16 protein-coding genes, 9 tRNA genes and 4 rRNA genes are annotated in these 23,455 nt (G+C 40.5%); 2 read left to right on the plus strand and 27 right to left on the minus strand.

The window, feature by feature from the left end:
- Nucleotides 1-44 precede the first annotated feature (44 nt).
- From gltX to LAU42_RS11250, 9 genes are all read right to left on the minus strand, one after another.
- Nucleotides 45-1,499 (minus strand): glutamate--tRNA ligase, encoded by a 1,455-nt coding sequence (gltX, locus tag LAU42_RS11210; protein ID WP_224183625.1) that lies wholly within the window; start codon nt 1,497-1,499, stop codon nt 45-47.
- Nucleotides 1,500-1,516: 17 nt separating this feature from the next.
- Nucleotides 1,517-1,993, minus strand: coding sequence for a 2-C-methyl-D-erythritol 2,4-cyclodiphosphate synthase (gene ispF, locus LAU42_RS11215; protein WP_224183626.1), 477 nt, complete (start codon nt 1,991-1,993; stop codon nt 1,517-1,519).
- Complete coding sequence (gene ispD, locus LAU42_RS11220; protein ID WP_338147528.1) at nt 1,990-2,664, minus strand: 2-C-methyl-D-erythritol 4-phosphate cytidylyltransferase; 675 nt, start codon at nt 2,662-2,664, stop codon at nt 1,990-1,992. Before ispD ends, ispF begins: the two co-directional genes overlap by 4 nt.
- 1 nt (nt 2,665) lies before the next feature.
- Entirely contained in the window at nt 2,666-3,715 is a 1,050-nt protein-coding gene (locus LAU42_RS11225) for a PIN/TRAM domain-containing protein (protein ID WP_224183628.1), read from the minus strand.
- Nucleotides 3,716-3,727: 12 nt separating this feature from the next.
- Complete coding sequence (gene radA, locus LAU42_RS11230; protein WP_224183629.1) at nt 3,728-5,089, minus strand: DNA repair protein RadA; 1,362 nt, start codon at nt 5,087-5,089, stop codon at nt 3,728-3,730.
- A gap of 103 nt (nt 5,090-5,192) precedes the next feature.
- Complete coding sequence (locus tag LAU42_RS11235) at nt 5,193-7,616, minus strand: ATP-dependent Clp protease ATP-binding subunit (RefSeq protein ID WP_224183630.1); 2,424 nt, start codon at nt 7,614-7,616, stop codon at nt 5,193-5,195.
- Nucleotides 7,617-7,627: 11 nt separating this feature from the next.
- Entirely contained in the window at nt 7,628-8,635 is a 1,008-nt protein-coding gene (locus tag LAU42_RS11240; RefSeq protein WP_224183631.1) for a protein arginine kinase, read from the minus strand.
- Nucleotides 8,625-9,011, minus strand: a complete 387-nt coding sequence (locus LAU42_RS11245; RefSeq protein WP_224183632.1) for a UvrB/UvrC motif-containing protein — start codon at nt 9,009-9,011, stop codon at nt 8,625-8,627. The genes LAU42_RS11240 and LAU42_RS11245 overlap by 11 nt, the downstream gene beginning before the upstream one ends.
- 11 nt (nt 9,012-9,022) lie before the next feature.
- Entirely contained in the window at nt 9,023-9,478 is a 456-nt protein-coding gene (locus LAU42_RS11250; protein ID WP_224183633.1) for a CtsR family transcriptional regulator, read from the minus strand.
- 181 nt (nt 9,479-9,659) lie between these two features.
- Between LAU42_RS11250 and LAU42_RS11255 the strand changes: the two genes are divergently transcribed.
- Nucleotides 9,660-10,868 carry a NupC/NupG family nucleoside CNT transporter gene (locus tag LAU42_RS11255; RefSeq protein ID WP_224183634.1) on the plus strand — a complete coding sequence of 403 codons (1,209 nt, stop codon included), beginning with the start codon at nt 9,660-9,662 and terminating at the stop codon, nt 10,866-10,868.
- 44 nt (nt 10,869-10,912) lie between these two features.
- Here LAU42_RS11255 and LAU42_RS11260 read toward each other — a convergent pair whose 3' ends face one another.
- From LAU42_RS11260 to pdxS, 3 genes are all read right to left on the minus strand, one after another.
- Nucleotides 10,913-11,581, minus strand: coding sequence for a nitroreductase family protein (locus LAU42_RS11260; protein ID WP_224183635.1), 669 nt, complete (start codon nt 11,579-11,581; stop codon nt 10,913-10,915).
- Nucleotides 11,582-11,672: 91 nt separating this feature from the next.
- Nucleotides 11,673-12,233 carry a pyridoxal 5'-phosphate synthase glutaminase subunit PdxT gene (gene pdxT / locus LAU42_RS11265; RefSeq protein WP_224184812.1) on the minus strand — a complete coding sequence of 187 codons (561 nt, stop codon included), beginning with the start codon at nt 12,231-12,233 and terminating at the stop codon, nt 11,673-11,675.
- Between the two features lies 1 nt (nt 12,234).
- Nucleotides 12,235-13,122 (minus strand): pyridoxal 5'-phosphate synthase lyase subunit PdxS, encoded by an 888-nt coding sequence (pdxS, locus tag LAU42_RS11270; protein WP_224183636.1) that lies wholly within the window; start codon nt 13,120-13,122, stop codon nt 12,235-12,237.
- A 104-nt stretch (nt 13,123-13,226) separates the two neighbouring features.
- On the opposite strand from pdxS, the gene pdxR reads away from it, so the two are divergent.
- Entirely contained in the window at nt 13,227-14,561 is a 1,335-nt protein-coding gene (gene pdxR, locus LAU42_RS11275) for a MocR-like pyridoxine biosynthesis transcription factor PdxR (protein ID WP_224183637.1), read from the plus strand.
- A gap of 107 nt (nt 14,562-14,668) precedes the next feature.
- Here the strand turns inward: pdxR and rrf (LAU42_RS11280) are convergent.
- The 15 genes from rrf (LAU42_RS11280) to dusB form a co-directional block, all read right to left on the minus strand.
- Nucleotides 14,669-14,783, minus strand: a 5S ribosomal RNA gene (gene rrf, locus LAU42_RS11280).
- Nucleotides 14,784-14,880: 97 nt separating this feature from the next.
- Nucleotides 14,881-17,805 (minus strand): 23S ribosomal RNA (locus tag LAU42_RS11285).
- Between the two features lie 138 nt (nt 17,806-17,943).
- Nucleotides 17,944-18,020 (minus strand) — tRNA-Ile (locus LAU42_RS11290).
- Nucleotides 18,021-18,114: 94 nt separating this feature from the next.
- Nucleotides 18,115-19,668 (minus strand): 16S ribosomal RNA (locus tag LAU42_RS11295).
- Nucleotides 19,669-19,859: 191 nt separating this feature from the next.
- Nucleotides 19,860-19,935, minus strand: a tRNA-Ala gene (locus LAU42_RS11300).
- 13 nt (nt 19,936-19,948) lie between these two features.
- Nucleotides 19,949-20,022, minus strand: a tRNA-Pro gene (locus tag LAU42_RS11305).
- A gap of 11 nt (nt 20,023-20,033) precedes the next feature.
- Nucleotides 20,034-20,107: transfer RNA gene (locus LAU42_RS11310), tRNA-Arg, on the minus strand.
- An 18-nt stretch (nt 20,108-20,125) separates the two neighbouring features.
- Nucleotides 20,126-20,214 (minus strand) — tRNA-Leu (locus LAU42_RS11315).
- A gap of 15 nt (nt 20,215-20,229) precedes the next feature.
- Nucleotides 20,230-20,304: transfer RNA gene (locus LAU42_RS11320), tRNA-Gly, on the minus strand.
- A gap of 15 nt (nt 20,305-20,319) precedes the next feature.
- Nucleotides 20,320-20,395: transfer RNA gene (locus LAU42_RS11325), tRNA-Lys, on the minus strand.
- Between the two features lie 8 nt (nt 20,396-20,403).
- Nucleotides 20,404-20,479, minus strand: a tRNA-Thr gene (locus LAU42_RS11330).
- Nucleotides 20,480-20,490: 11 nt separating this feature from the next.
- Nucleotides 20,491-20,566, minus strand: a tRNA-Val gene (locus LAU42_RS11335).
- A 12-nt stretch (nt 20,567-20,578) separates the two neighbouring features.
- Nucleotides 20,579-20,693 (minus strand): 5S ribosomal RNA (gene rrf, locus LAU42_RS11340).
- Together the 16S, 23S and 5S rRNA genes with 9 tRNA genes alongside form the textbook arrangement of a ribosomal RNA operon.
- 267 nt (nt 20,694-20,960) lie before the next feature.
- Nucleotides 20,961-22,448: a lysine--tRNA ligase gene (lysS, locus tag LAU42_RS11345; protein WP_224183638.1), complete on the minus strand. Its 1,488-nt coding sequence runs from the start codon at nt 22,446-22,448 to the stop codon at nt 20,961-20,963.
- 1 nt (nt 22,449) lies between these two features.
- Nucleotides 22,450-23,454, minus strand: coding sequence for a tRNA dihydrouridine synthase DusB (dusB, locus tag LAU42_RS11350; protein ID WP_224183639.1), 1,005 nt, complete (start codon nt 23,452-23,454; stop codon nt 22,450-22,452).
- Nucleotide 23,455: the final 1 nt, after the last annotated feature.

Genomic DNA, 23,455 nt, shown 5'->3' on the forward strand with positions numbered 1-23,455 from the left:
CTCATAATTTGATTATAAATGATAAAGATAAATTTTCAATGATTTTATTTTGCGTATTTATTTACGCGTGCAATTACTCGATCTTTACCTAACAGTTCTAACGTGTTCGGTAATTCAGGACCATGCATCTGGCCTGTTACCATGACACGAATCGGCATAAATAAATTTTTACCTTTAATGCCTGTTTCTTTTTGTACCGCTTTAATCGCACCTTTAATACTTGCTGCATCAAACGTTTCTAACGCTTCCAGCTGCTGAATTAAATTTTGTGCAAGTTCAGGTACTTGCTCGCCGTTTACGACTTCTGTTTCCGCTTCTCCAAGCTCGATTTCATCACGGAAGAACAGTTCACTTAGCTCAACGATTTCTCCAGCGTAGCTCATCTGCTCCTGATATAAACCTACAAGTGCTTTAGCCCATGCTAGTTCCTCTTCTGTAGGTTGCGCTGAAACAAGTTCTGCTTTTTTCATATGCGGTAACGTCATTTCGAAGACTGTATCTAAATCTTTCGTCTTCATGTATTGGTTGTTAATCCACGCAAGCTTCTGTTTATCAAAGAATGCCGGAGATTTACTTAAACGTTTTTCATCGAACATTTCAATGAATTGTTCTTTCGTAAAGATTTCTTCTTCGCCTTCTGGTGACCATCCAAGCAATCCGATAAAGTTAAATAATGCTTCAGGTAAGTATCCAAGGTCATGATATTGTTCAATAAACTGAATAATAGAGCCATCACGTTTAGATAATTTCTTACGCGCTTCATTAACGATTAACGTCATATGTCCAAAAGTCGGAATATCGTAGCCTAACGCTTCATAAACCATCATTTGTTTCGGTGTATTCGAAATATGATCATCACCACGGATTACGTGTGTAATTTCCATGAAATGGTCATCGATTGCAACCGCGAAGTTATATGTCGGAATACCGTCTTTCTTAACGATAACCCAGTCGCCGATACCGTTTGAATCAAATGAAACTTCGCCTTTGACCATATCATTAAATGTATATGTCTTATCTTTCGGTACACGAATACGAATCGAAGGTTGTCTACCTTCAGCGATTAACGCTGCTTCTTCTTCCTCTGTTAAATGTGCGTGTTTTCCACCGTATCTTGGCATCTCTCCACGCGCAAGCTGTGCTTCGCGTTCTCTTTCTAACTCTTCAGAAGTCATATAGCAGCGATACGCTTTATCTTCAGCTAATAATTTTTCAATGATCGGATTGTAAATATCCGCACGTTCAGATTGACGATATGGACCATATCCACCATCTTTATCAATAGATTCATCCCAGTCCATTCCTAGCCACTTTAAGAACTTTAACTGACTAGCTTCTCCACCTTCAACATTACGCGCCGTATCCGTATCTTCAATACGAATAACAAAGTCGCCTCCATGATGTCTTGCAAATAAATAGTTAAATAATGCAGTACGTGCATTACCGATATGTAAAAAACCAGTTGGACTTGGTGCATATCTTACTCTAACTTTACTCATTTCGTTCACTCCATTAATTAGTTTGTCTTTAATAATAATACCACAGCTTGCGCCTGTATACCTTCTTGTCTACCTAAGTAACCCATCTTTTCATTCGTTGTTGCCTTCACATTAACATTAAATATATCTGTTTCCAGTATTTCAGAAATCACTTTGCGCATTGCATCAATATGCGGTCTGAACTTTGGTTTTTCAGCAATAATTGTAGCATCCAGATTTCCGATTTCATAGCCTGTATCAAGGACGTGCTGATACGCGTCTTTTAAAAGTACTTTAGAATCCGCACCTTTATATTTCGGGTCATCATCCGGAAAAAACTTGCCGATATCACCTAAAGATACAGCGCCGAGTATAGCATCTGTAATTGCATGTAACAATACATCTGCATCACTATGTCCGAGCAACCCTTTATCATGTTCCAGCTCAATACCACCGATTATTAATGGGCGACCTTCTACGAGCTGATGTACATCATACCCATATCCTATTCTCATATTAACCCTCTTTTCTTAAGAATTGCTTCTGCGAAATACATGTCTTCAGGTGTCGTCAGCTTAATGTTATCATAATCACTTTCAACAATAGAGACCTTTTCAATACGTTCAACGAGCGATGCATCATCTGTCCCTAAAAATTGATCGCACTCTGCTTTCTCATATGCTGCTAACAACGTGTGATACTCAAAAGCCTGAGGTGTCTGAATCTGCCATAGCTCATCACGATTTAACGTATCTTTTACTTCAGTACCGTGAATACGTTTAATCGTATCTTTTACTTTAACAGCAGCAATTGCGCTCTTTCTTAATTGAACTGCGTCATATAATTTCTGAAGTGTTTCGCGTGTGACAAAAGGTCTCGCTGCATCGTGTACAAACACATACTCACACGGTTTAATCGCCTTTAACACATTATAAATACTATATTGTCGCTCACTGCCACCTTCAGTAATCACATCAAGTTTGTGATATTGCGAAGCAAACGTTCTGAACATTTCCAGTTCTTCATTTTGCGCAGCCAAATGAATAGCACGACAATTGTTATCATCCTGAAAAGCTTGTAAAGTATGTTCTAAAATCGTCTTACCGCTTAACTCTAACAGCACTTTATTTTTATTGGCCTGCATACGTTTCCCCATACCTGCAGCCGGTATTATTACGTCATACATATTAGTCATTCACTTTCTTTGTAAAAATTATACGTCCTGAAGAAGTTTGTAAAATAGACTGAACCTCTACTTTAATTTGTTTGTTAATATACTTTTTTCCATGTTCAACAACTACCATAGTCCCATCTTCCATATATCCGACACCTTGGTCCTCTTCTTTTCCAGATTTCGTCACATTGAGTAACATTTTGTCACCTTGTGCCACAACAGGTTTAATCGCTTCAGATAAGTCGTTTACATTAAGTACTTGTATGCCTTGTACTTGACATACTTTATTTAAATTAAAGTCTGTAGTAATAACACTTGCGTTCATATCTTTTGCCATTGCGACAAGCAATTGATCGACTTCCTTAATCGACTTATTGCCCGGTACAATCTTCACAGCATGTCCCGTTTCCTGCAATGCATTTAATATATCCAGGCCTCGCTGTCCTTTATCACGCTTTATACCATCTGTAGAATCAGCAATAAGCTGTAATTCGTCAAGTACACCTTGTGGTACGACAATCGTACCATCTAAGAAACCACACTTTACAACAGACAATATTCTACCATCTATAATTGCTGATGTGTCCAACAGCTTCGGAAACTCAAGCGACTTGCGTTTACTCGATTGAAAACGCTCCGGTAATAAATTTAATATTTCTCCTCGCTTTTGAATACCTACTTGAAATCCTAAATATCCAAGTACTACGGCGAGAATAATCGGCACTGTATTTTTTAAAAATGGAAAACCCATAAAATTAAAAATTAAACTAATCATCGATGCAATCATCAAACCGATAATCATACCGAACGTCGCACTAATTAAATCTATAAGGCTGATGTTCAGCAATCGCTTCTCACCTTTAATGATCCACTCAACTACACGGTCTACAAGCCAGTAAAATAAAAGAAAAAAGACAATAATACCTACTGCGCCATCAACGTATGGATTTGATACGATTTCCGGCACATTAAAATTAAAGAGACCGATAAGTTCTGGTATTAAAAAGATACCAATCGATGCACCTACTACAATAAAAATAAGTAGTACAAGCTTTCTTAACATATGTTCACCTCCTTAAAATGCGAGTCTTAATGCTTCGTTTATATTTGTCACACCGACAACTTCAATATTGCCCGGGAAATCCCAACCGCCAATATTATTTTTCGGAATGATGACGCGTTTAAAGCCTAACTTTTCTGCTTCCTGTACACGTTGTTCAATACGTGCGACACGACGTACTTCCCCTGTTAAACCTACCTCTCCGATAAAACAATCATCTCCACGCGTTGGTTTATCGTTATAACTAGATGCAATGCTAATAATAATGCTTAAATCTACAGCTGGTTCATCCAGTTTCACGCCACCTGCAACTTTTACATATGCATCCTGTTGCTGCAGTAAATACCCTTGTTTTTTCTCGAGCACTGCCATTAATAAGTTCAGTCGATTGTGATCGACTCCTGAAGCCATTCGTCTCGGGTTATGAAATGAAGTCGGCGTTACAAGTGACTGCACTTCAACAAGGAGAGGTCTTGTTCCTTCCATCGTTGCGACAATCGTTGAACCTGCAACATTCTTCGTACGTTCTTCCAGAAACATTTCAGAAGGATTCAACACTTCAGAAAGTCCTGTGTTTTTCATTTCAAATATACCCATTTCATTTGTTGATCCGAAACGGTTTTTAACAGCACGTAACACACGATAACTATGGTGCGTATCACCTTCAAAGTATAATACGGTATCTACCATATGCTCCAATAATCTCGGGCCTGCGATTTGTCCTTCTTTTGTTACGTGTCCAACGATAAACGTTGCAATGTTCATCTGTTTTGCAATACGCATCAATTCCTGCGTACATTCTCTTACTTGAGATACAGAACCTGGTGCACTCGTCACCTCTGGGTGAAATATAGTTTGGATAGAGTCGATAACAAGAAATTTAGGTTTCGTTTTCTTAACAGTTTCGTGGATAATCTGAAGGTTCGTCTCAGCATACACATCAAGCTCTCCAGCATCTTCATTCAATCGATCTGCACGCAGTTTCGTCTGTCTGACAGATTCCTCACCCGATATATATAACACCGGATGTTGCTGTGATAATATGGCACACACTTGCAACAGCAATGTCGATTTCCCGATACCAGGATCTCCGCCGATAAGGATTAAAGACCCAGGGACAATGCCGCCACCGAGTACGCGATCCAGCTCTTTCATTTGTGTGTGATCACGAGGTACGCTTTCTTTCGTTATATTTTTTAGTTTTTCAACTTTATTATTACTATTGGATTCAGAAATCGCATTTTTAGGGCCTTTCTGTTTGTGCTCAATTACTTCTTCCATTTGATTCCATGCACCACAATTTGGACACTTTCCCATCCATTTCGGTGACTGGTAGCCACATGCCATACATTCAAATGTACTTTTTACCTTTGCCAAAGCGCTTCCTCCTCTTATTATATGTATCTATTTTAAATCTTTTTAGTCAATTAAACAATTATAACAAAAAGGGCTGGCACACATATGTTCCAGCCCTTATCGATTATGCTTTTGTTTTATTTATCTTAAATGCATTGTCCACATAGTCAATAGTAATATTATGACCTGTTAAAGCTTCGCCTTTTAGCAATTCTTCTGATAACTGGTCTTCAATATTTTTCTGAATTGCACGTGCAAGTGGTCGTGCTCCGTATTCAGGATCATAACCTTCGTCAGCGATTTTATCTTTCGCAGCGTCTGTTAATGCAATATGAATATCTTGTTCTTTAAGACGATTTGCAAGCCCTTCAACCATGAGTGATACGATTTCTTTTAAGTGTTCTTTTTCTAGCTTATGGAACACGATAATATCATCAATACGGTTTAAGAACTCTGGACGGAACTGCTTCTTAAGTTCGTCCATCATCGTCTTACGAATTGTCTCATAATCCTGCGCTGCTGTCTGACCACCAAATCCGACAAACTTATTATCTTTAAGTTCCTGTGCACCGACGTTACTCGTCATAATAATGACTGTGTTTCTAAAGTCCACTGTGCGTCCTTTAGAATCTGTAAGACGTCCGTCATCAAGTACTTGCAGTAATATGTTGAATACATCTGGATGTGCCTTCTCGATTTCATCGAATAAAATAACTGAGTATGGCTTACGGCGTACTTTCTCTGTCAATTGCCCGCCATCATCATGTCCAACATAACCCGGAGGCGAACCTACCATACGTGACACACTATGTTTCTCCATGAATTCACTCATGTCTACACGGATCATCGCATCTTCTTCACCGAACATGGCTTCGGCCAACGCTTTAGCAAGTTCTGTTTTACCAACACCAGTTGGCCCTAAGAAGATAAAGCTTCCGATTGGACGTTTCGGGTCTTTAAGTCCCGCACGCGCACGACGTACCGCTTTAGAAATAGAAGATACTGCATCCGATTGACCGATAACACGATTATGCAGAATTGACTCTAAGTTCAATAACTTCTGAGACTCTGTTTCTGCAATTTTAGTGATTGGAATACCTGTCCACTGTGCCACAACATTTGCAATGTCATCCGGTGTTACAGATGTATTATTAGAGCCTTGTGATTTTTGCCACTCTTTCTTAGTTTCTTCTAACTTCTTCTCAAGTTGCGTCTGTCTATCACGCAGACTCGCAGCTTGTTCGAACTCCTGAGAGTGTACTGCAGCATCTTTTTCGTTTTTAACCTTTTCCAATTCTGCTTCCAGCTCTTTTAAGCTAGGTGGTGTCGTATAATTTCTAAGGCGTACTTTAGAACCTGCTTCATCAATTAAGTCAATTGCTTTATCAGGTAGGAAACGGTCAGAGATATAACGATCACTCATCTTAACCGCTGCAACTAATGCCTCGTCTGAAATTTTAATTCTGTGATGTGCTTCGTAACGGTCACGCAATCCTTTTAAAATTTCAATTGCATCTTCTACATTCGGTTGATCGACTTGTACCGGTTGGAAACGACGCTCTAAAGCTGCGTCCTTCTCAATATACTTACGATACTCTTCTAAAGTCGTTGCACCGATACATTGTATTTCACCACGGGCAAGTGCTGGTTTTAATATGTTAGATGCATCGATGGCACCCTCTGCTCCGCCTGCACCGATTAATGTGTGAAGCTCATCGATAAACAGGATAATATTGCCTGCCTGATGAATCTCTTCCATCACTTTCTTTAAACGCTCTTCAAATTCACCTCGATACTTCGTTCCAGCTACAACCGTACCCATATCGAGACTCATAACACGTTTACCCTTTAATGTTTCAGGTACTTCGTTGTTAACAATTGCCTGTGCTAAACCTTCAACGATTGCTGTTTTACCAACACCAGGCTCTCCGATAAGTACCGGATTGTTTTTCGTACGACGACTTAATACTTCTATCACACGCGTTATTTCTGCGCTTCGTCCAATTACAGGATCTAATGTCCCATCTTTAGCAATGACCGTTAAATCACGTGCGAGTTCATCCAATGTCGGTGTATTTTGTGATTTTGTGCTGCCTGCATCTTTATTTGACATTTCAGGACTGCCGAGTAACTTCACAACTTGTGATCTTGCTTTCGTAATATTTAAATCTAAGTTTGCAAGAACACGTGCTGCAACACCTTCATTTTCACGAATAAGCCCAAGTAAAATATGTTCTGTTCCTACGAAATTATGGTTTAGTTTACGCGCTTCATCTAATGATAATTCGATTACTTTCTTAGCACGTGGTGTATATTGAATCGTACCACCCATACCTGAACCATGACCGATTAATTGTTCTACTTCTGAAACTACTTTTTCTTCTGTAATATTGTATGCAGCTAATACTTTAGCAGCAATGCCATCAGGTTCTTTCACAAGTCCTAATAATAAATGCTCTGTCCCAATGTTATTGTGATTTAAACGAATTGCTTCTTCCTGTGCATGAGCAAGTACGCGTTGCGCACGCTCTGTTAATCTACCAAACATATAACTCCTCCTTATAGATGCGTTCTTAACATCTCTGATCGTTTTTCTTCAACTGTAACGTCACTATCATAAACTGTATTTAGAAATGGCGCCTGTATAGCTACCATTAATTCATTAAATCTAAACGGAATATCAATGATACCCATATCAATACCGAGTTTGACCTCACTTAATCTAAGACTTGCTTCTTCAACAGAAATCTTTCTACTATATTTCAATATACCTAAACTGCGGTAAATGCGATCTATCGTTTCAATATGATCGTAATTATTCATACGTTTACGCATATTGAGTTCTTCTTCTATAATCTGTTCTACTACTTGCTGTAAATCTTCAATAATACTCACTTCATCCTTACCGAGTGTCAATTGGTTAGACACCTGATAAATATGACCTAGTGCTTGCGTACCTTCTCCATATATACCACGAATCGTAAACCCGAAACGGTTAATCGTTTGTGCGATTCTATTCATTCGATTCATAATCGATAACCCTGGTAAATGCAGCATAACACTTGCTCTTAATCCCGTACCTATATTCGTCGGACAAGTCGTCAAATAACCGTAATGTTCATCGAACGAAATCATCAAATGTTCATCAAGACGTTTATCAATCTCTTGCGCACGTTGATATAATTCCTGAAGCGATAAATCCCTGCCTAACACCTGTACTCGAATATGATCTTCTTCGTTTACCATAATACTCTCAGACTCATCGTCATTTATATAGACAGCACCACCGTTATTTTTAAGTAGCTCCTTACTCATTAAGTGCTTAGCGACAAGCATTAAACGTTCCTGCTCAGATATATCCTGCATCTTTATTTCATCGTAATCTAAGCGCAATACATTCCCGACACATTCTATTACACGTTCTGCATCGCCTTCACTAAACATCATCGGATGGACAAAATTTTCTAAGTTACGTGCAAGACGTATCCTTGAGCTTAATATAACTGGCTCATCATTCCCGCTTTGCATCCAGTCACTTAACTCGCTTTGAAGATGCTTACTCAACATGTGCATCACCACTTTCTTTCAACGCTTTAATTTCATCTCGTACATGCACCGCTTCTTCAAAGTTTTGAACTTCAATAAGTTGCTGCAGCTTCTCTTCTAAACTTTCAATTCGTTTACGCAGCGCAATTTTTTCCTGAGACTTAAACGGCTGCTGTCCAACATGTTCTAAATTACCTGCTTGTACTCTCTCGATAATTTGAGGAACATATTGACTAAATGTTGAATAGCACTCACTACAACCAAACTTCCCGATATGCAGCACTTCTCTTAATGTTAGACCGCAATTGGGACATTTATCAGGCTTCGTTTGAAACTCTCCACTATTTAATAAATGCTTCAATAGCTGATTCATTGAAAACTCTTCTTCATAAGTCATACGAACACCTCCTAGTTGTAATGGATAATAGATAACACATTGTGTAAAATATTAGCGCGAATATAGTCGCGATACGGCACTTCTACCATGAGCGTATCACGATGGATAACCGATAACATCATCTTCTTCTCTCTTAATGATATAAGTTCATTATCATGAAGCCCTGAAATGATACGTTCAGCATTTTGTTGAGAAATTTGTTTACCTGTCAGCTCTTTCAGATGATTTAAAAATGCTGACTTATCATTCGATTCAATTTTAGTAATACGAATGTATCCACCGCCACCACGCTTACTTTCAATTTGATAGCCGTGTTCGTTTGTAAATCTCGTTTTAATTACGTAGTTCAACTGCGATGGTACGCAATCAAACTTCTCCGCAATATGTGCACGTTTAATTTCTACGACATCATCCGCTTCAAGCAATTGCTTTAAGTATTGCTCAATGATATCCGACATGTTCTGCATAACATCACCCACCTTTGACCTTCTTTGACTTTATTATATTTTTTATTTTAAATAAGTGCAAATAATATGTTTTAATTTTATTTTTGAACAAATGTTCAAAAATAAAAGAAAAAATGTTTAGCGCTTTCATTATTTATATAGTATGATATGGGTAGTAAATTAATATAAAAGGAGCGATATTATGAATATTATTATCGGCATGATTGGACTCATCGTATTTTTATTCCTTGCATGGATTATGAGTTCCGATAAAAAAGGTATAAGATGGCAGTACATTGGTCTAATGCTTGTTATTCAACTCGTACTAGCTTTTGTTCTATTAAAAACAACAGCTGGGATATGGCTAGTTACCCAACTTGCAACTGGATTTGGATATTTACTTCAGTATGCGGCAGAAGGTGTTTACTTTGTTTTTCCTGGTGTTAAAAATGAAGGCGTTGCAAACTCATTTTTCTTCGATGTGTTATTACCAATCACCTTCATTTCTGCATTAATTGGTATCCTTCAGTATTTGAAAATTCTACCATTCATCATTAAATACTTGGGGTTAGTTATTTCAAAAGTGAATGGCATGGGTAAACTCGAATCTTTCAATGCAGTTGCAGCTGCGATTCTTGGTCAATCCGAAGTGTTTATCTCATTAAAAAAGCAATTACCATTCATTCCGAAGCATAGACTTTATACTTTAACAGCTTCAGCTATGTCTACTGTTTCTTTATCTATCGTTGGTGCATATTTTCAAATGATTGAACCACGATTTGTCGTTACTGCAATTGTACTTAATTTATTCGGCGGATTCATTATCGCCTCAATCATAAACCCTTATAGAGTATCTGCTGAAGAAGAAGATGCAGTCATTATGACGGATAACGAGAAGAAGCAGTCATTTTTCGAAATGCTTGGTGAATATATCCTTGATGGATTTAAAGTCGCTGTTATCGTTGCAGCAATGTTAATTGGGTATATTGCTTTAATTGCAATGCTTAATGGTATTGTAGATGCTTTTACTCCAGGCAAAATGAACTTCCAGACTATACTTGGTTATTTATTTGCACCTTTAGCATTCTTAACAGGTATTGCTTGGGACGATGCAGTTCGTGCTGGTTCAATTATGGCTACAAAACTTGTATCAAATGAATTTGTAGCAATGCTGGATGTTCAATCAATTGTAAAAGGAAAAACTGGTGAATTATCACAACATGCAATTGGTGTAGTATCAGTTTTCTTAGTATCATTTGCAAACTTCTCATCTATCGGAATTATCGCTGGTGCGATTAAGTCACTTAATGATGAAAAGGGAGATGTTGTTGCAAGATTTGGACTTAAATTATTATACGGTGCAACGCTTGTATCATTCATCTCTGCAACAATCGCAGGATTCTTTATTTAATTAAAAAACGCGGATGTTATTGAATATAACATCCGCGTTTCTTATTATAAAGTTGGTTTCTTCGTTCCAACAAATGTTGTTTCTGATACGTTATACGTTAATACTTCAGATACATCATATCGACTTGATGGATAATGTTCTTTAGCAGCGATTCCAATTGCGATAAACATAACTGGTGCATAGCGCTCTGCATCAATATTTAAAGCTTGTAAAACTGATGCACGATCAAATCCTCCTATCGGATTTGTATCAAATCCAAAGTCTTTAGCAATTAGCATGAATTGCATTGCAGCCATCGCTGAGTCCATCATTCCTTGCGCATACATTAATTCTTTTGGCGTCTGATCAATTAATGATTGCATCAGTTTCGTATTTTCTACTTTAACGATTTGATTCATATAACCTTCTTTAACATTTTGCTGCATTATTCTATCTAAATCATGTATATGATTATTATCAGATAACACAAGCACAAATGCTGAGCTCGTATCTAATTGACGTGTATTAAAATGTACGTGATCTCTAATTGCTGCTTTCGCTTCATCTGAATCTACAACAACGAATCTCCATGGTTGTAAGTTTAATGATGATGGTGCCTTAGTTGCAAGCTTTATCATTTCCTCCATTGTTTCATGTGGAATTGAAATATTAGGATCAAATTCCTTAATAGAATGACGTGATTCAATTGCTTGTTTTAATGATATATCTTTCATTTAAGACACTCCTTTTATATAATGATTGATTATAACACGGTAAGTTGTATATACAAAATAAAAAGACCTCACGAATGAGATCTTCAAACTACTATTTACTTACCATTTCATCGATAAAATATTGCATGATTTTATAGTCATCCGTTAATTCCGGATGAAAAGAAATACCTAAATATTTACCTTGTCTGACAGCAACAATTTTGTCTTCTACTGTGCTTAACACTTCCACATCAGGACTGACTGATACGATGTGCGGTGCACGAATAAACACAGCATTCACTTGTGATTCAATGCCCTTAACATCCAGATCAGCTTCAAAACTATCTACTTGTCTTCCAAAGGAATTACGCTCTACTAAAATGTCCATCTTCTGAAGATGGCCTTCATCATACCCAACAATATCTTTAGCAAGTAATATAAGACCTGCACATGTACCATACATCGGGAGCTCGCTTTTACGTAAAGCGTCCGTAAAACCATATAAGTCCATCAAACGGCGCATCGTTGTTGATTCTCCACCAGGTAGTACGAGTCCATCAATCTCTGATAACGCCTCGACGCGTTTAATTGCGATACCTGTATGACCTGCAAGCTCAATATGACGTATATGCTCTCTTACCGCACCTTGTAGTGCTAATACACCAATTTTCATCTTACCAGCCACGTTCCTGCATTCTTTCTTCTAATGAAAGTTTGTTAATGTCTAAACCTTTCATTGCTGCGCCTAATTCTTTAGATAACTCCCCGATTAGTTTGTAATCTTGATAATGTGTAGTTGCCTGTACAATTGCTCTTGCAAATTTCTCAGGTGATTCAGATTTGAAGATACCAGAGCCAACGAATACACCATCAGCACCAAGTTCCATCATTAACGCCGCATCTGCCGGTGTTGCAACACCTCCTGCTGCAAAGTTTACAACCGGTAATTTTCCTAAAGTTTTAATCTCTTTTAATACTTCATATGGTGCACCTAATATTTTAGCTTCTGTCATAATTTCATCATCACTCATAACAGATAGTTTACGTACTTGTGCATTAACTTTACGTAAGTGACGAACAGCTTCTACGATGTTTCCTGTACCAGGTTCACCTTTCGTACGTAACATTGCTGCACCTTCACCAATACGACGCGCAGCTTCCCCTAAATCACGACATCCACATACAAATGGCACTGTGAATTCATCTTTCTTTAAGTGGAACTCCTCATCTGCTGGTGTTAATACTTCTGACTCATCAATATAGTCTACACCCATTGCTTCTAACACACGCGCTTCAGTAATATGACCGATACGACCTTTTGCCATTACTGGAATTGATACTGCATTCATAACTTCTTCAACGATACGTGGATCAGCCATACGTGCTACGCCACCTGCTGCACGAATGTCACTTGGTACACGTTCTAATGCCATAACAGCTACAGCACCTGCAGCTTCTGCAATTTTAGCTTGCTCAGCGTTAACAACATCCATAATAACGCCGCCTTTTTGCATTTCTGCCATACCACGTTTAACTTTATCTGAACCTACGATTTTACTCATTAATAAACACCTCATATTCTGAATTTACACTACAATTACTAATGTATAATAATATCTGGTATTATAAAAGTGTCAGTTATTAATAAAATAAAGGGGTCAGTTTCATGGAGATGCTCACATACAAATTCAGTGATCAACAATATTTATATACACAATTATATGAAAACATTAAAAGAGATATATTATCCGGTAAATTAAAGCATAATGAAAAACTTCCTTCAAAACGTAAACTTAGCACACATCTGAACTTAAGTGGTACTACTATCGAAATCGCATATCAGCAATTACTTGATGAGGGATATATATATTCAATACCAAAAGTAGGTTTCTTTGTAGAAGATATTCAGACAATAAATATCGCACCTGAAAGTAAATCAGACATACCAAACTTTAAACATACACAAAGACAACTATCTCTTAAAATAGAAGATAGTCACATTAAATCATTTCCATTTCACAAATTCCGAAAGTATGCACGCGATGCATTTGAGCAGGAACAGTATCATTTGTTAGAACGCGGTGATATTCAGGGGGAAGAAATATTACGCAATGAAATTAGACGGTATTTGTATCATTCTCGTGGCGTAAACTGTGAAAATTATCAAATCATTATCGGTAGTTCAACAGAACAGCTTTTTACACTTCTTACTAAAATATTAGGTGACAGTTCCTATATATTAGAAAATCCAGGTTACCCGCTTATTCGAAAAGTATTACAAAGTGAACATAAAAGCTATCAGTATATTGATGTTGATGAAGAAGGTCTCATCGCTTCATCGCTTCCTGAAGATGTCGAAATTGTGCACGTTACACCAAGTCATCAGTTCCCAACAGGTGTCGTCCTCAGCGCAAAGCGCAGAACTGAACTGATAAACTGGACTAAACAAAAAGAAAATCGCTATATTATCGAAGATGATTACGATAGTGAATTTAGATATAAAGGAAGACCTCTATCTGCATTACAAGGTATGAGTAATGAACGCGTCATATATATGAGTACATTTTCAAAATCAATATTTCCAAGTATAAGGTGTGCCTATTTAGTACTACCAGATAGACTGATGGAAGTGTATAAACAGATGACAAAACCAAATAATACTGTCCCAAGACATATTCAGTATATGATTGCTGCATTCATGAAAGACGGTGAATTTGAACGAAATATTAACCGAATGAGAAAAGAATATAAGAAGAAATTAGAGCTTGTGCTACAGTCTGTTAAAGAGACATTTAAACAAAGTAAAATCACTGGCAGTGATGCAGGTATGCACTTCGTACTCGAAACGAATGAAGCACTCAATAAAGATAGTATAGCCATAAATACGATAGATGACTACTATTCTGGAGATAAAATAAGTTATAAAAATCAGTATATCATCGGGTTTGGAAGTATCGAAGACGATGAAATTTCTTCCGTTATAAAAAATCTTAAAAATTAATCACAAAATAAATAAAAGTAGCTGCATACAATTGCAGTTACTTTTTTAGACAAAAAAAGAGACCTAACAGGTCCCTCAAAGTGCGGCTCATCGCATCCATTTTTATTGCCCGGCAACGTCCTACTCTCGCGGATCGTAAGACCAACTACCATCGGCGCTAGAGAGCTTAACTTCTGTGTTCGGTATGGGAACAGGTGTGACCTCTCTGCCATCGTCACCAGACAAATGAAAGATAAATAAATTATACTTTCAAAACTAGATAAAGTAAGTAAGATATATTAAGTTTTACTCGGCAATTCCGAATAAAAAATCTTTAAAATTGATTAAGTCTTCGATCGATTAGTATTCGTCAGCTCCATACATTACTGCACTTCCACCTCGAACCTATTAACCTCATCATCTTTGAGGGATCTTATAACCGAAGTTGGGAAATCTCATCTTGAGGGGGGCTTCATGCTTAGATGCTTTCAGCACTTATCCCGTCCATACATAGCTACCCAGCTATGCCGCTGGCGCGACAACTGGTACACCAGAGGTATGTCCATCCCGGTCCTCTCGTACTAAGGACAGCTCCTCTCAAATTTCCTACGCCCACGACGGATAGGGACCGAACTGTCTCACGACGTTCTGAACCCAGCTCGCGTACCGCTTTAATGGGCGAACAGCCCAACCCTTGGGACCGACTACAGCCCCAGGATGCGATGAGCCGACATCGAGGTGCCAAACCTCCCCGTCGATGTGAACTCTTGGGGGAGATAAGCCTGTTATCCCCGGGGTAGCTTTTATCCGTTGAGCGATGGCCCTTCCATGCGGAACCACCGGATCACTAAGTCCGTCTTTCGACCCTGCTCGACTTGTAGGTCTCGCAGTCAAGCTCCCTTGTGCCTTTACACTCTGCGAATGATTTCCAACCATTCTGAGGGAACCTTTGAGCGCCTCCGTTACTCTTTAGGAGGCGACCGCCCCAGTCAAACTGTCCGCCTGACACTGTCTCCCACCACGATAAGTGGTGCGGGTTAGAAAGTCAACACAGCCAGGGTAGTATCCCACCAGCGCCTCTACGTAAGCTGACGCTCACGCTTCAAAGGCTCCTACCTATCCTGTACAAGCTGTGCCGAATTTCAATATCAGGCTACAGTAAAGCTCCACGGGGTCTTTCCGTCCTGTCGCGGGTAACCTGCATCTTCACAGGTACTATGATTTCACCGAGTCTCTCGTTGAGACAGTGCCCAAATCGTTACGCCTTTCGTGCGGGTCGGAACTTACCCGACAAGGAATTTCGCTACCTTAGGACCGTTATAGTTACGGCCGCCGTTTACTGGGGCTTCAATTCGTAGCTTCGCATACGCTAACCACTCCTTTTAACCTTCCAGCACCGGGCAGGCGTCAGCCCCTATACTTCACCTTACGGTTTTGCAGAGACCTGTGTTTTTGATAAACAGTCGCTTGGGCCTATTCACTGCGGCTCTTCAAGGCTTGCACCCTAAAAAGCACCCCTTCTCCCGAAGTTACGGGGTCATTTTGCCGAGTTCCTTAACGAGAGTTCGCTCGCTCACCTTAGAATTCTCATCTTGACTACCTGTGTCGGTTTGCGGTACGGGCACCTAATTTCTAACTAGAGGCTTTTCTTGGCAGTGTGAAATCAACGACTTCGCTACTATAATTTCGCTCCCCATCACACCTTGATCTTAATGAGTACCGGATTTTCCTAATACTCAATCTCAGTGCTTGGACGTACATAACCAACAGTACGCTTCGCCTATCCTACTGCGTCCCCCCATCGTTCAAACAATCTTAGGTGGTACAGGAATATCTACCTGTTGTCCATCGCCTACGCCATTCGGCCTCGGCTTAGGTCCCGACTAACCCAGAGCGGACGAGCCTTCCTCTGGAAACCTTAGTCAATCGGTGGACGGGATTCTCACCCGTCTTTCGCTACTCACACCGGCATTCTCACTTCTAAGCGCTCCACATGTCCTTACGATCATGCTTCGACGCCCTTAGAACGCTCTCCTACCATTGTCCAAAGGACAATCCACAGCTTCGGTAATATGTTTAGCCCCGGTACATTTTCGGCGCAGCGTCACTCGACTAGTGAGCTATTACGCACTCTTTAAATGATGGCTGCTTCTAAGCCAACATCCTAGTTGTCTGGGCAACGCCACATCCTTTTCCACTTAACATATATTTTGGGACCTTAGCTGGTGGTCTGGGCTGTTTCCCTCTCGACTACGGACCTTATCACCCGCAGTCTGACTCCCGCATTAAATTATCTGGCATTCGGAGTTTGTCTGAATTCGGTAACCCGAGGGGGGCCCCTAGTCCAAACAGTGCTCTACCTCCAGTAATCATCATGCGAGGCTAGCCCTAAAGCTATTTCGGAGAGAACCAGCTATCTCCAGGTTCGATTGGAATTTCTCCGCTACCCACACCTCATCCGCTCACTTTTCAACGTAAGTCGGTTCGGTCCTCCATTCAGTGTTACCTGAACTTCAACCTGGACATGGGTAGATCACCTGGTTTCGGGTCTACGACCTGATACTCATTCGCCCTATTCAGACTCGCTTTCGCTACGGCTCCACATATACTGCTTAACCTTGCATCAAATCGTAACTCGCCGGTTCATTCTACAAAAGGCACGCCATCACCCATTAACGGGCTCTGACTACTTGTAAGCACACGGTTTCAGGTTCTATTTCACTCCCCTTCCGGGGTGCTTTTCACCTTTCCCTCACGGTACTGGTTCACTATCGGTCACTAGAGAGTATTTAGCCTTGGGAGATGGTCCTCCCGGATTCCGACGGAATTCCACGTGTTCCGCCGTACTCAGGATCCACTCAGGAGAGAATAACTTTTCGACTACAGGGCCTTTACCTTCTATGGCTGATTTTTCCAAAATCATTCGTCTAAACTATTCCTTTGTAACTCCGTATTGAGTGTCCTACAACCCCAGAGTGCAAGCACTCTGGTTTGGGCTCTTCCCGTTTCGCTCGCCGCTACTAAGGGAATCGAATTTTCTTTCTCTTCCTCCGGGTACTTAGATGTTTCAGTTCTCCGGGTGTGCCTTCTCATATGCTATGTATTCACATATGGATAACATGACATAACTCATGCTGGGTTTCCCCATTCGGAAATCTCTGGATCAAAGCTTACTTACAGCTCCCCAAAGCATATCGTCGTTAGTAACGTCCTTCTTCGGCTTCTAGTGCCAAGGCATCCACCGTGCGCCCTTAATAACTTAATCTGTTATTAATATTGTGATGTCTGCATAATGCAGACGCGCGATTTTTTTAAGAATTCAAATATGAACTCACTCGGTTTTGCTTGGTAAAATCTTTTTTATATCTTCTTACTTTATCTAGTTTTCAAAGTACAATATTAATGGTGGGCCTAAATGGACTCGAACCATCGACCTCACGCTTATCAGGCGTGCGCTCTAACCAGCTGAGCTATAGGCCCATTATTAATTTGAATGTATAAACATTCAAAACTGAATACAATATGTCTCCGTTATTCCTACAAACCTGATGGTTTGTTTCCGTATTATCCTTAGAAAGGAGGTGATCCAGCCGCACCTTCCGATACGGCTACCTTGTTACGACTTCACCCCAATCATCTGTCCCACCTTCGACGGCTAGCTCCTAAAAGGTTACTCCACCGGCTTCGGGTGTTACAAACTCTCGTGGTGTGACGGGCGGTGTGTACAAGACCCGGGAACGTATTCACCGTAGCATGCTGATCTACGATTACTAGCGATTCCAGCTTCATGTAGTCGAGTTGCAGACTACAATCCGAACTGAGAATGGTTTTATGGGATTTGCTTGACCTCGCGGTTTTGCTGCCCTTTGTACCATCCATTGTAGCACGTGTGTAGCCCAAATCATAAGGGGCATGATGATTTGACGTCATCCCCACCTTCCTCCGGTTTATCACCGGCAGTCTCTCTAGAGTGCCCAACTTAATGATGGCAACTAAAGATAAGGGTTGCGCTCGTTGCGGGACTTAACCCAACATCTCACGACACGAGCTGACGACAACCATGCACCACCTGTCACTTTGTCCCCCGAAGGGGAAAGCTCTATCTCTAGAGTTGTCAAAGGATGTCAAGATTTGGTAAGGTTCTTCGCGTTGCTTCGAATTAAACCACATGCTCCACCGCTTGTGCGGGTCCCCGTCAATTCCTTTGAGTTTCAGTCTTGCGACCGTACTCCCCAGGCGGAGTGCTTAATGCGTTAGCTGCAGCACTGAGGGGCGGAAACCCCCCAACACTTAGCACTCATCGTTTACGGCGTGGACTACCAGGGTATCTAATCCTGTTTGATCCCCACGCTTTCGCACCTCAGCGTCAGTTACAGACCAGAGAGCCGCCTTCGCCACTGGTGTTCCTCCATATCTCTGCGCATTTCACCGCTACACATGGAATTCCACTCTCCTCTTCTGCACTCAAGTTTCCCAGTTTCCAATGACCCTCCCCGGTTGAGCCGGGGGCTTTCACATCAGACTTAAGAAACCGCCTACGCGCGCTTTACGCCCAATAATTCCGGATAACGCTTGCCACCTACGTATTACCGCGGCTGCTGGCACGTAGTTAGCCGTGGCTTTCTGGTAAGGTACCGTCAAGGTACGTTCAGTTACTAACGTACTTGTTCTTCCCTTACAACAGAGTTTTACGATCCGAAAACCTTCTTCACTCACGCGGCGTTGCTCCGTCAGACTTTCGTCCATTGCGGAAGATTCCCTACTGCTGCCTCCCGTAGGAGTCTGGGCCGTGTCTCAGTCCCAGTGTGGCCGATCACCCTCTCAGGTCGGCTATGTATCGTTGCCTTGGTGAGCCGTTACCTCACCAACTAGCTAATACACCGCGGGTCCATCTATAAGTGACAGCAAAACCGTCTTTCACTATTGCTTCATGCGAAGCTAAATATTATCCGGTATTAGCTCCGGTTTCCCGAAGTTATCCCAGTCTTATAGGTAGGTTACCCACGTGTTACTCACCCGTCCGCCGCTAACGTCAGAGAGTGCAAGCACTCTCGTCAGTTCGCTCGACTTGCATGTATTAGGCACGCCGCCAGCGTTCATCCTGAGCCAGGATCAAACTCTCCATAATAGATTGCTTGATAAAGCTCTTTGATTGCTTGAGGCAATCACTCTTGGGAGTGAACTTAATCACTCAACTGACTGTACAAAGTCGCAAGCGACTTCGCAAGTCTGACTAACAATCAAAGATTGTTGTCATACTTTGGAATTAACGTTGACATATTGTCATTCAGTTTTCAATGTTCATTTTTTAAATAATAATGGTGGAGACTAGCGGGATCGAACCGCTGACCTCCTGCGTGCAAAGCAGGCGCTCTCCCAGCTGAGCTAAGCCCCCATATTTAAGTAAGTCGGGAAGACAGGATTCGAACCTGCGACCCCTTGGTCCCAAACCAAGTGCTCTACCAAGCTGAGCTACTTCCCGTATATTTAAAACGCGCCCGAGAGGAGTCGAACCCCTAACCTTTTGATCCGTAGTCAAACGCTCTATCCAATTGAGCTACGGGCGCAAATTGTAAAAAATTAAATGGTGCCGAGGACCGGAATCGAACCGGTACGGTAATCACTTACCGCAGGATTTTAAGTCCTGTGCGTCTGCCAGTTCCGCCACCCCGGCATTTAATCTTTCCAATGGAGCGAAAGACGGGATTCGAACCCGCGACCCCAACCTTGGCAAGGTTGTATTCTACCACTGAACTACTTTCGCAAATATTAAAATAAATGGTGAGCCATAGAGGATTCGAACCTCTGACCCTTTGATTAAAAGTCAAATGCTCTACCAACTGAGCTAATGGCTCAAAAAAAATGGTGCCGGAAAAAGGACTTGAACCCTCAACCTACTGATTACAAGTCAGTTGCTCTACCAGTTGAGCTATTCCGGCATAATATTAAATGGTGGAGGATGACGGGCTCGAACCGCCGACCCTCTGCTTGTAAGGCAGATGCTCTCCCAGCTGAGCTAATCCTCCTGGGTATATATTGCCCGGCAACGTCCTACTCTCGCGGATCGTAAGACCAACTACCATCGGCGCTAGAGAGCTTAACTTCTGTGTTCGGTATGGGAACAGGTGTGACCTCTCTGCCATCGTCACCAGACAAATTTTCAACACTTAATTAAGTATAACAGTTTCGAAAATATTTTCAATAGTAAATTTTACACTGCGTTCATGAACTTTACAATTGATTCAATTTCTTAATGCCACTCGTTTCAAGCGACTTTTATATCTTACAAAATACTCATATTAAAGTCAACACTTTTTCGATACTTTTTTGTTTATTTTTAAAGTTTTATTTTTCTGATAAATATTTTTATATATAAAAACGCTAAAACCCTTTGTTTACAAGGATTTTAGCGTTTTGCGATTATTTATTTCTCATGTATGGGAATAGTAATACATCACGGATTGATGCACTATCTGTAAGTAACATCACTAAACGGTCGATACCAATACCGAGTCCACCTGTTGGCGGCATACCGTATTCTAATGCTTCGATGTAATCTTCATCCATCTCATGCGCTTCGTCGTTTCCTTGCGCTTTCTCTTCCATCTGCGCTAAGAAACGTTGCTTTTGATCGATTGGATCGTTCAGCTCAGTAAATGCATTTGCATGTTCGCGACGCACGATAAACAATTCAAATCGGTCAGTAAAGCGTTTATCTTCCGGATTTTGTTTTGCTAGTGGTGAAACTTCTACCGGATGCCCGTATATAAATGTCGGTTGTACTAAATGTTCTTCCACTTTTTGTTCAAAGAATTCATTTAATACGTGTCCATATTTCATGTTAGGCTTCACTTCTACACCATGCTCTTTTGCAAGTGCATGTGCTTCTTCGTCTGTATTTACATTATAGAAATCAACACCTGTAAATTCCTTTACAGCATCAACCATGTGCCATCTACGCCATTTTGGTGCAAGGTGAATCTCTTCACCATCATATGTTACTGTTGTAGATCCAGTTACTTTTTCTGCAATGTAAGCGACCATCTCTTCAGTTAAATCCATAATATCGTTATAGTCAGCATACGCTTCATATAGTTCAATCATTGTAAATTCTGGATTGTGACGTGTTGAAATTCCTTCGTTACGGAAAACGCGTCCAATCTCATAAACTTTCTCTAATCCACCAACGATTAATCGTTTTAAGTGTAATTCAATCGCAATACGCATATATAGTTCCATGTCTAATGCATTATGATGTGTAACGAACGGGCGTGCTGCGGCACCTCCAGCAATCGTATGCATCATCGGTGTTTCTACTTCTAGGAAACCTTTCGCGTTTAAGTAGCTGCGCATTTCCTGAATAATTTTACTACGCGTAATGAACGTCTGTGTCGATTCATCACTTGTAATTAAGTCAAGATAACGTTGACGGTAGCGCTGCTCTACGTCCTGTAAACCATGGAATTTGTCAGGTAATGGGCGTAAAGCTTTCGCAAGCATCGTAAATGATGTCGCCTTTACTGATAATTCTCCAGTATTTGTTTTAAACATTACGCCTTCAATACCTACAATATCTCCTAAATCGGCACTATTCCATAAATCAAACTGCTCATCGCCCACTGCGTCTTTACGAACATAAATTTGAATTTGTCCTTCTAAATCTTTAACATGCGCAAATCCTGCCTTACCTTTACCACGCTTCGTCATAATACGTCCGGCAATCGATACGTGAGATTCCGCTTCTTTATCATGTAATTCTTCTTTAGAAAAAGCATCCCAATCTTCTTTTAAGCTTTTAGATGTTGCTGTTCTTTCAAATTTCTGTCCGAATGGATCAATTCCTAAGTCTAATAAATCCTGCATTTTCTGGCGGCGAACCAGCATTTGGTCATTTAATTCTTCAGTCATGTTATTCTACTCCTTCTAAAATTTTAGATTCTGATGCTTCAACTTCACTTTGGAATGCTCTAAGTATATCAACTAATTCATCGCGTGTCTCAGCCTGATTGATTAATTTTCTTGCTTTACCGTTACCTCTAATACCTTTTAAGTACCAAGAAGCGTGTTTACGCATTTCCATTACCGCTACTTTCTCACCCTTTAAATCAATTAAACGATCTAAATGTAATACAGCAACATTCATTTTTTCTGAAATTGGTGGCTCTGGCATTAATTCTCCTGTTTCTAAATAATGAACTGTTCGATATATCATCCACGGATTACCGAGTGCTTCACGTCCAATCATCACTGCATCCACGCCTGTCTCATCCAGCATTTTCTTTGCAAGCTCCGGACTCGTAACATCACCATTACCTATTACAGGGATACTTACTGCTTCTTTTACTTGGCGAATGACATCCCAGTCTGCATGACCTTCATACATCTGCACTCGTGTTCTTCCGTGAACTGCTATTGCTGATGCGCCTGCTTTTTCAATCATCTTCGCATTTTCTACAGCATAAATATGTTCATCATCCCAACCGATACGCATCTTTACAGTAACTGGTTTGTTTACCGCTTCTACTACAGCAGAAACCATTTCGTAAATTTTCGGTGGGTCTAATAACCATCTGGCACCTGCTTCACACTTAATAATTTTAGAAACCGGGCATCCCATATTAATATCAATGATATCTGCCGTTGTATTTTGATCAACATATTTAGCAGCTTCTACGAGCGTCTCTTTTTCACCACCAAAAATCTGAAGAGATAACGGACGTTCATTTTCATCAATATACAACATCTTCATTGTTTTTTCATTGTTGAAAAGTATCGCCTTGTCACTCACCATTTCTGCACAGACCAGTCCTGCACCAAACTCTTTAACTGTCAATCTGAACGCAGCGTTACACACACCAGCCATCGGTGCAAGCACTACTTTGTTATTAATTTCTATATCTCCAATTTTCCACATA

The organism is Macrococcus armenti, from assembly GCF_020097135.1.
Lineage (GTDB): Bacteria > Bacillota > Bacilli > Staphylococcales > Staphylococcaceae > Macrococcoides > Macrococcoides armenti.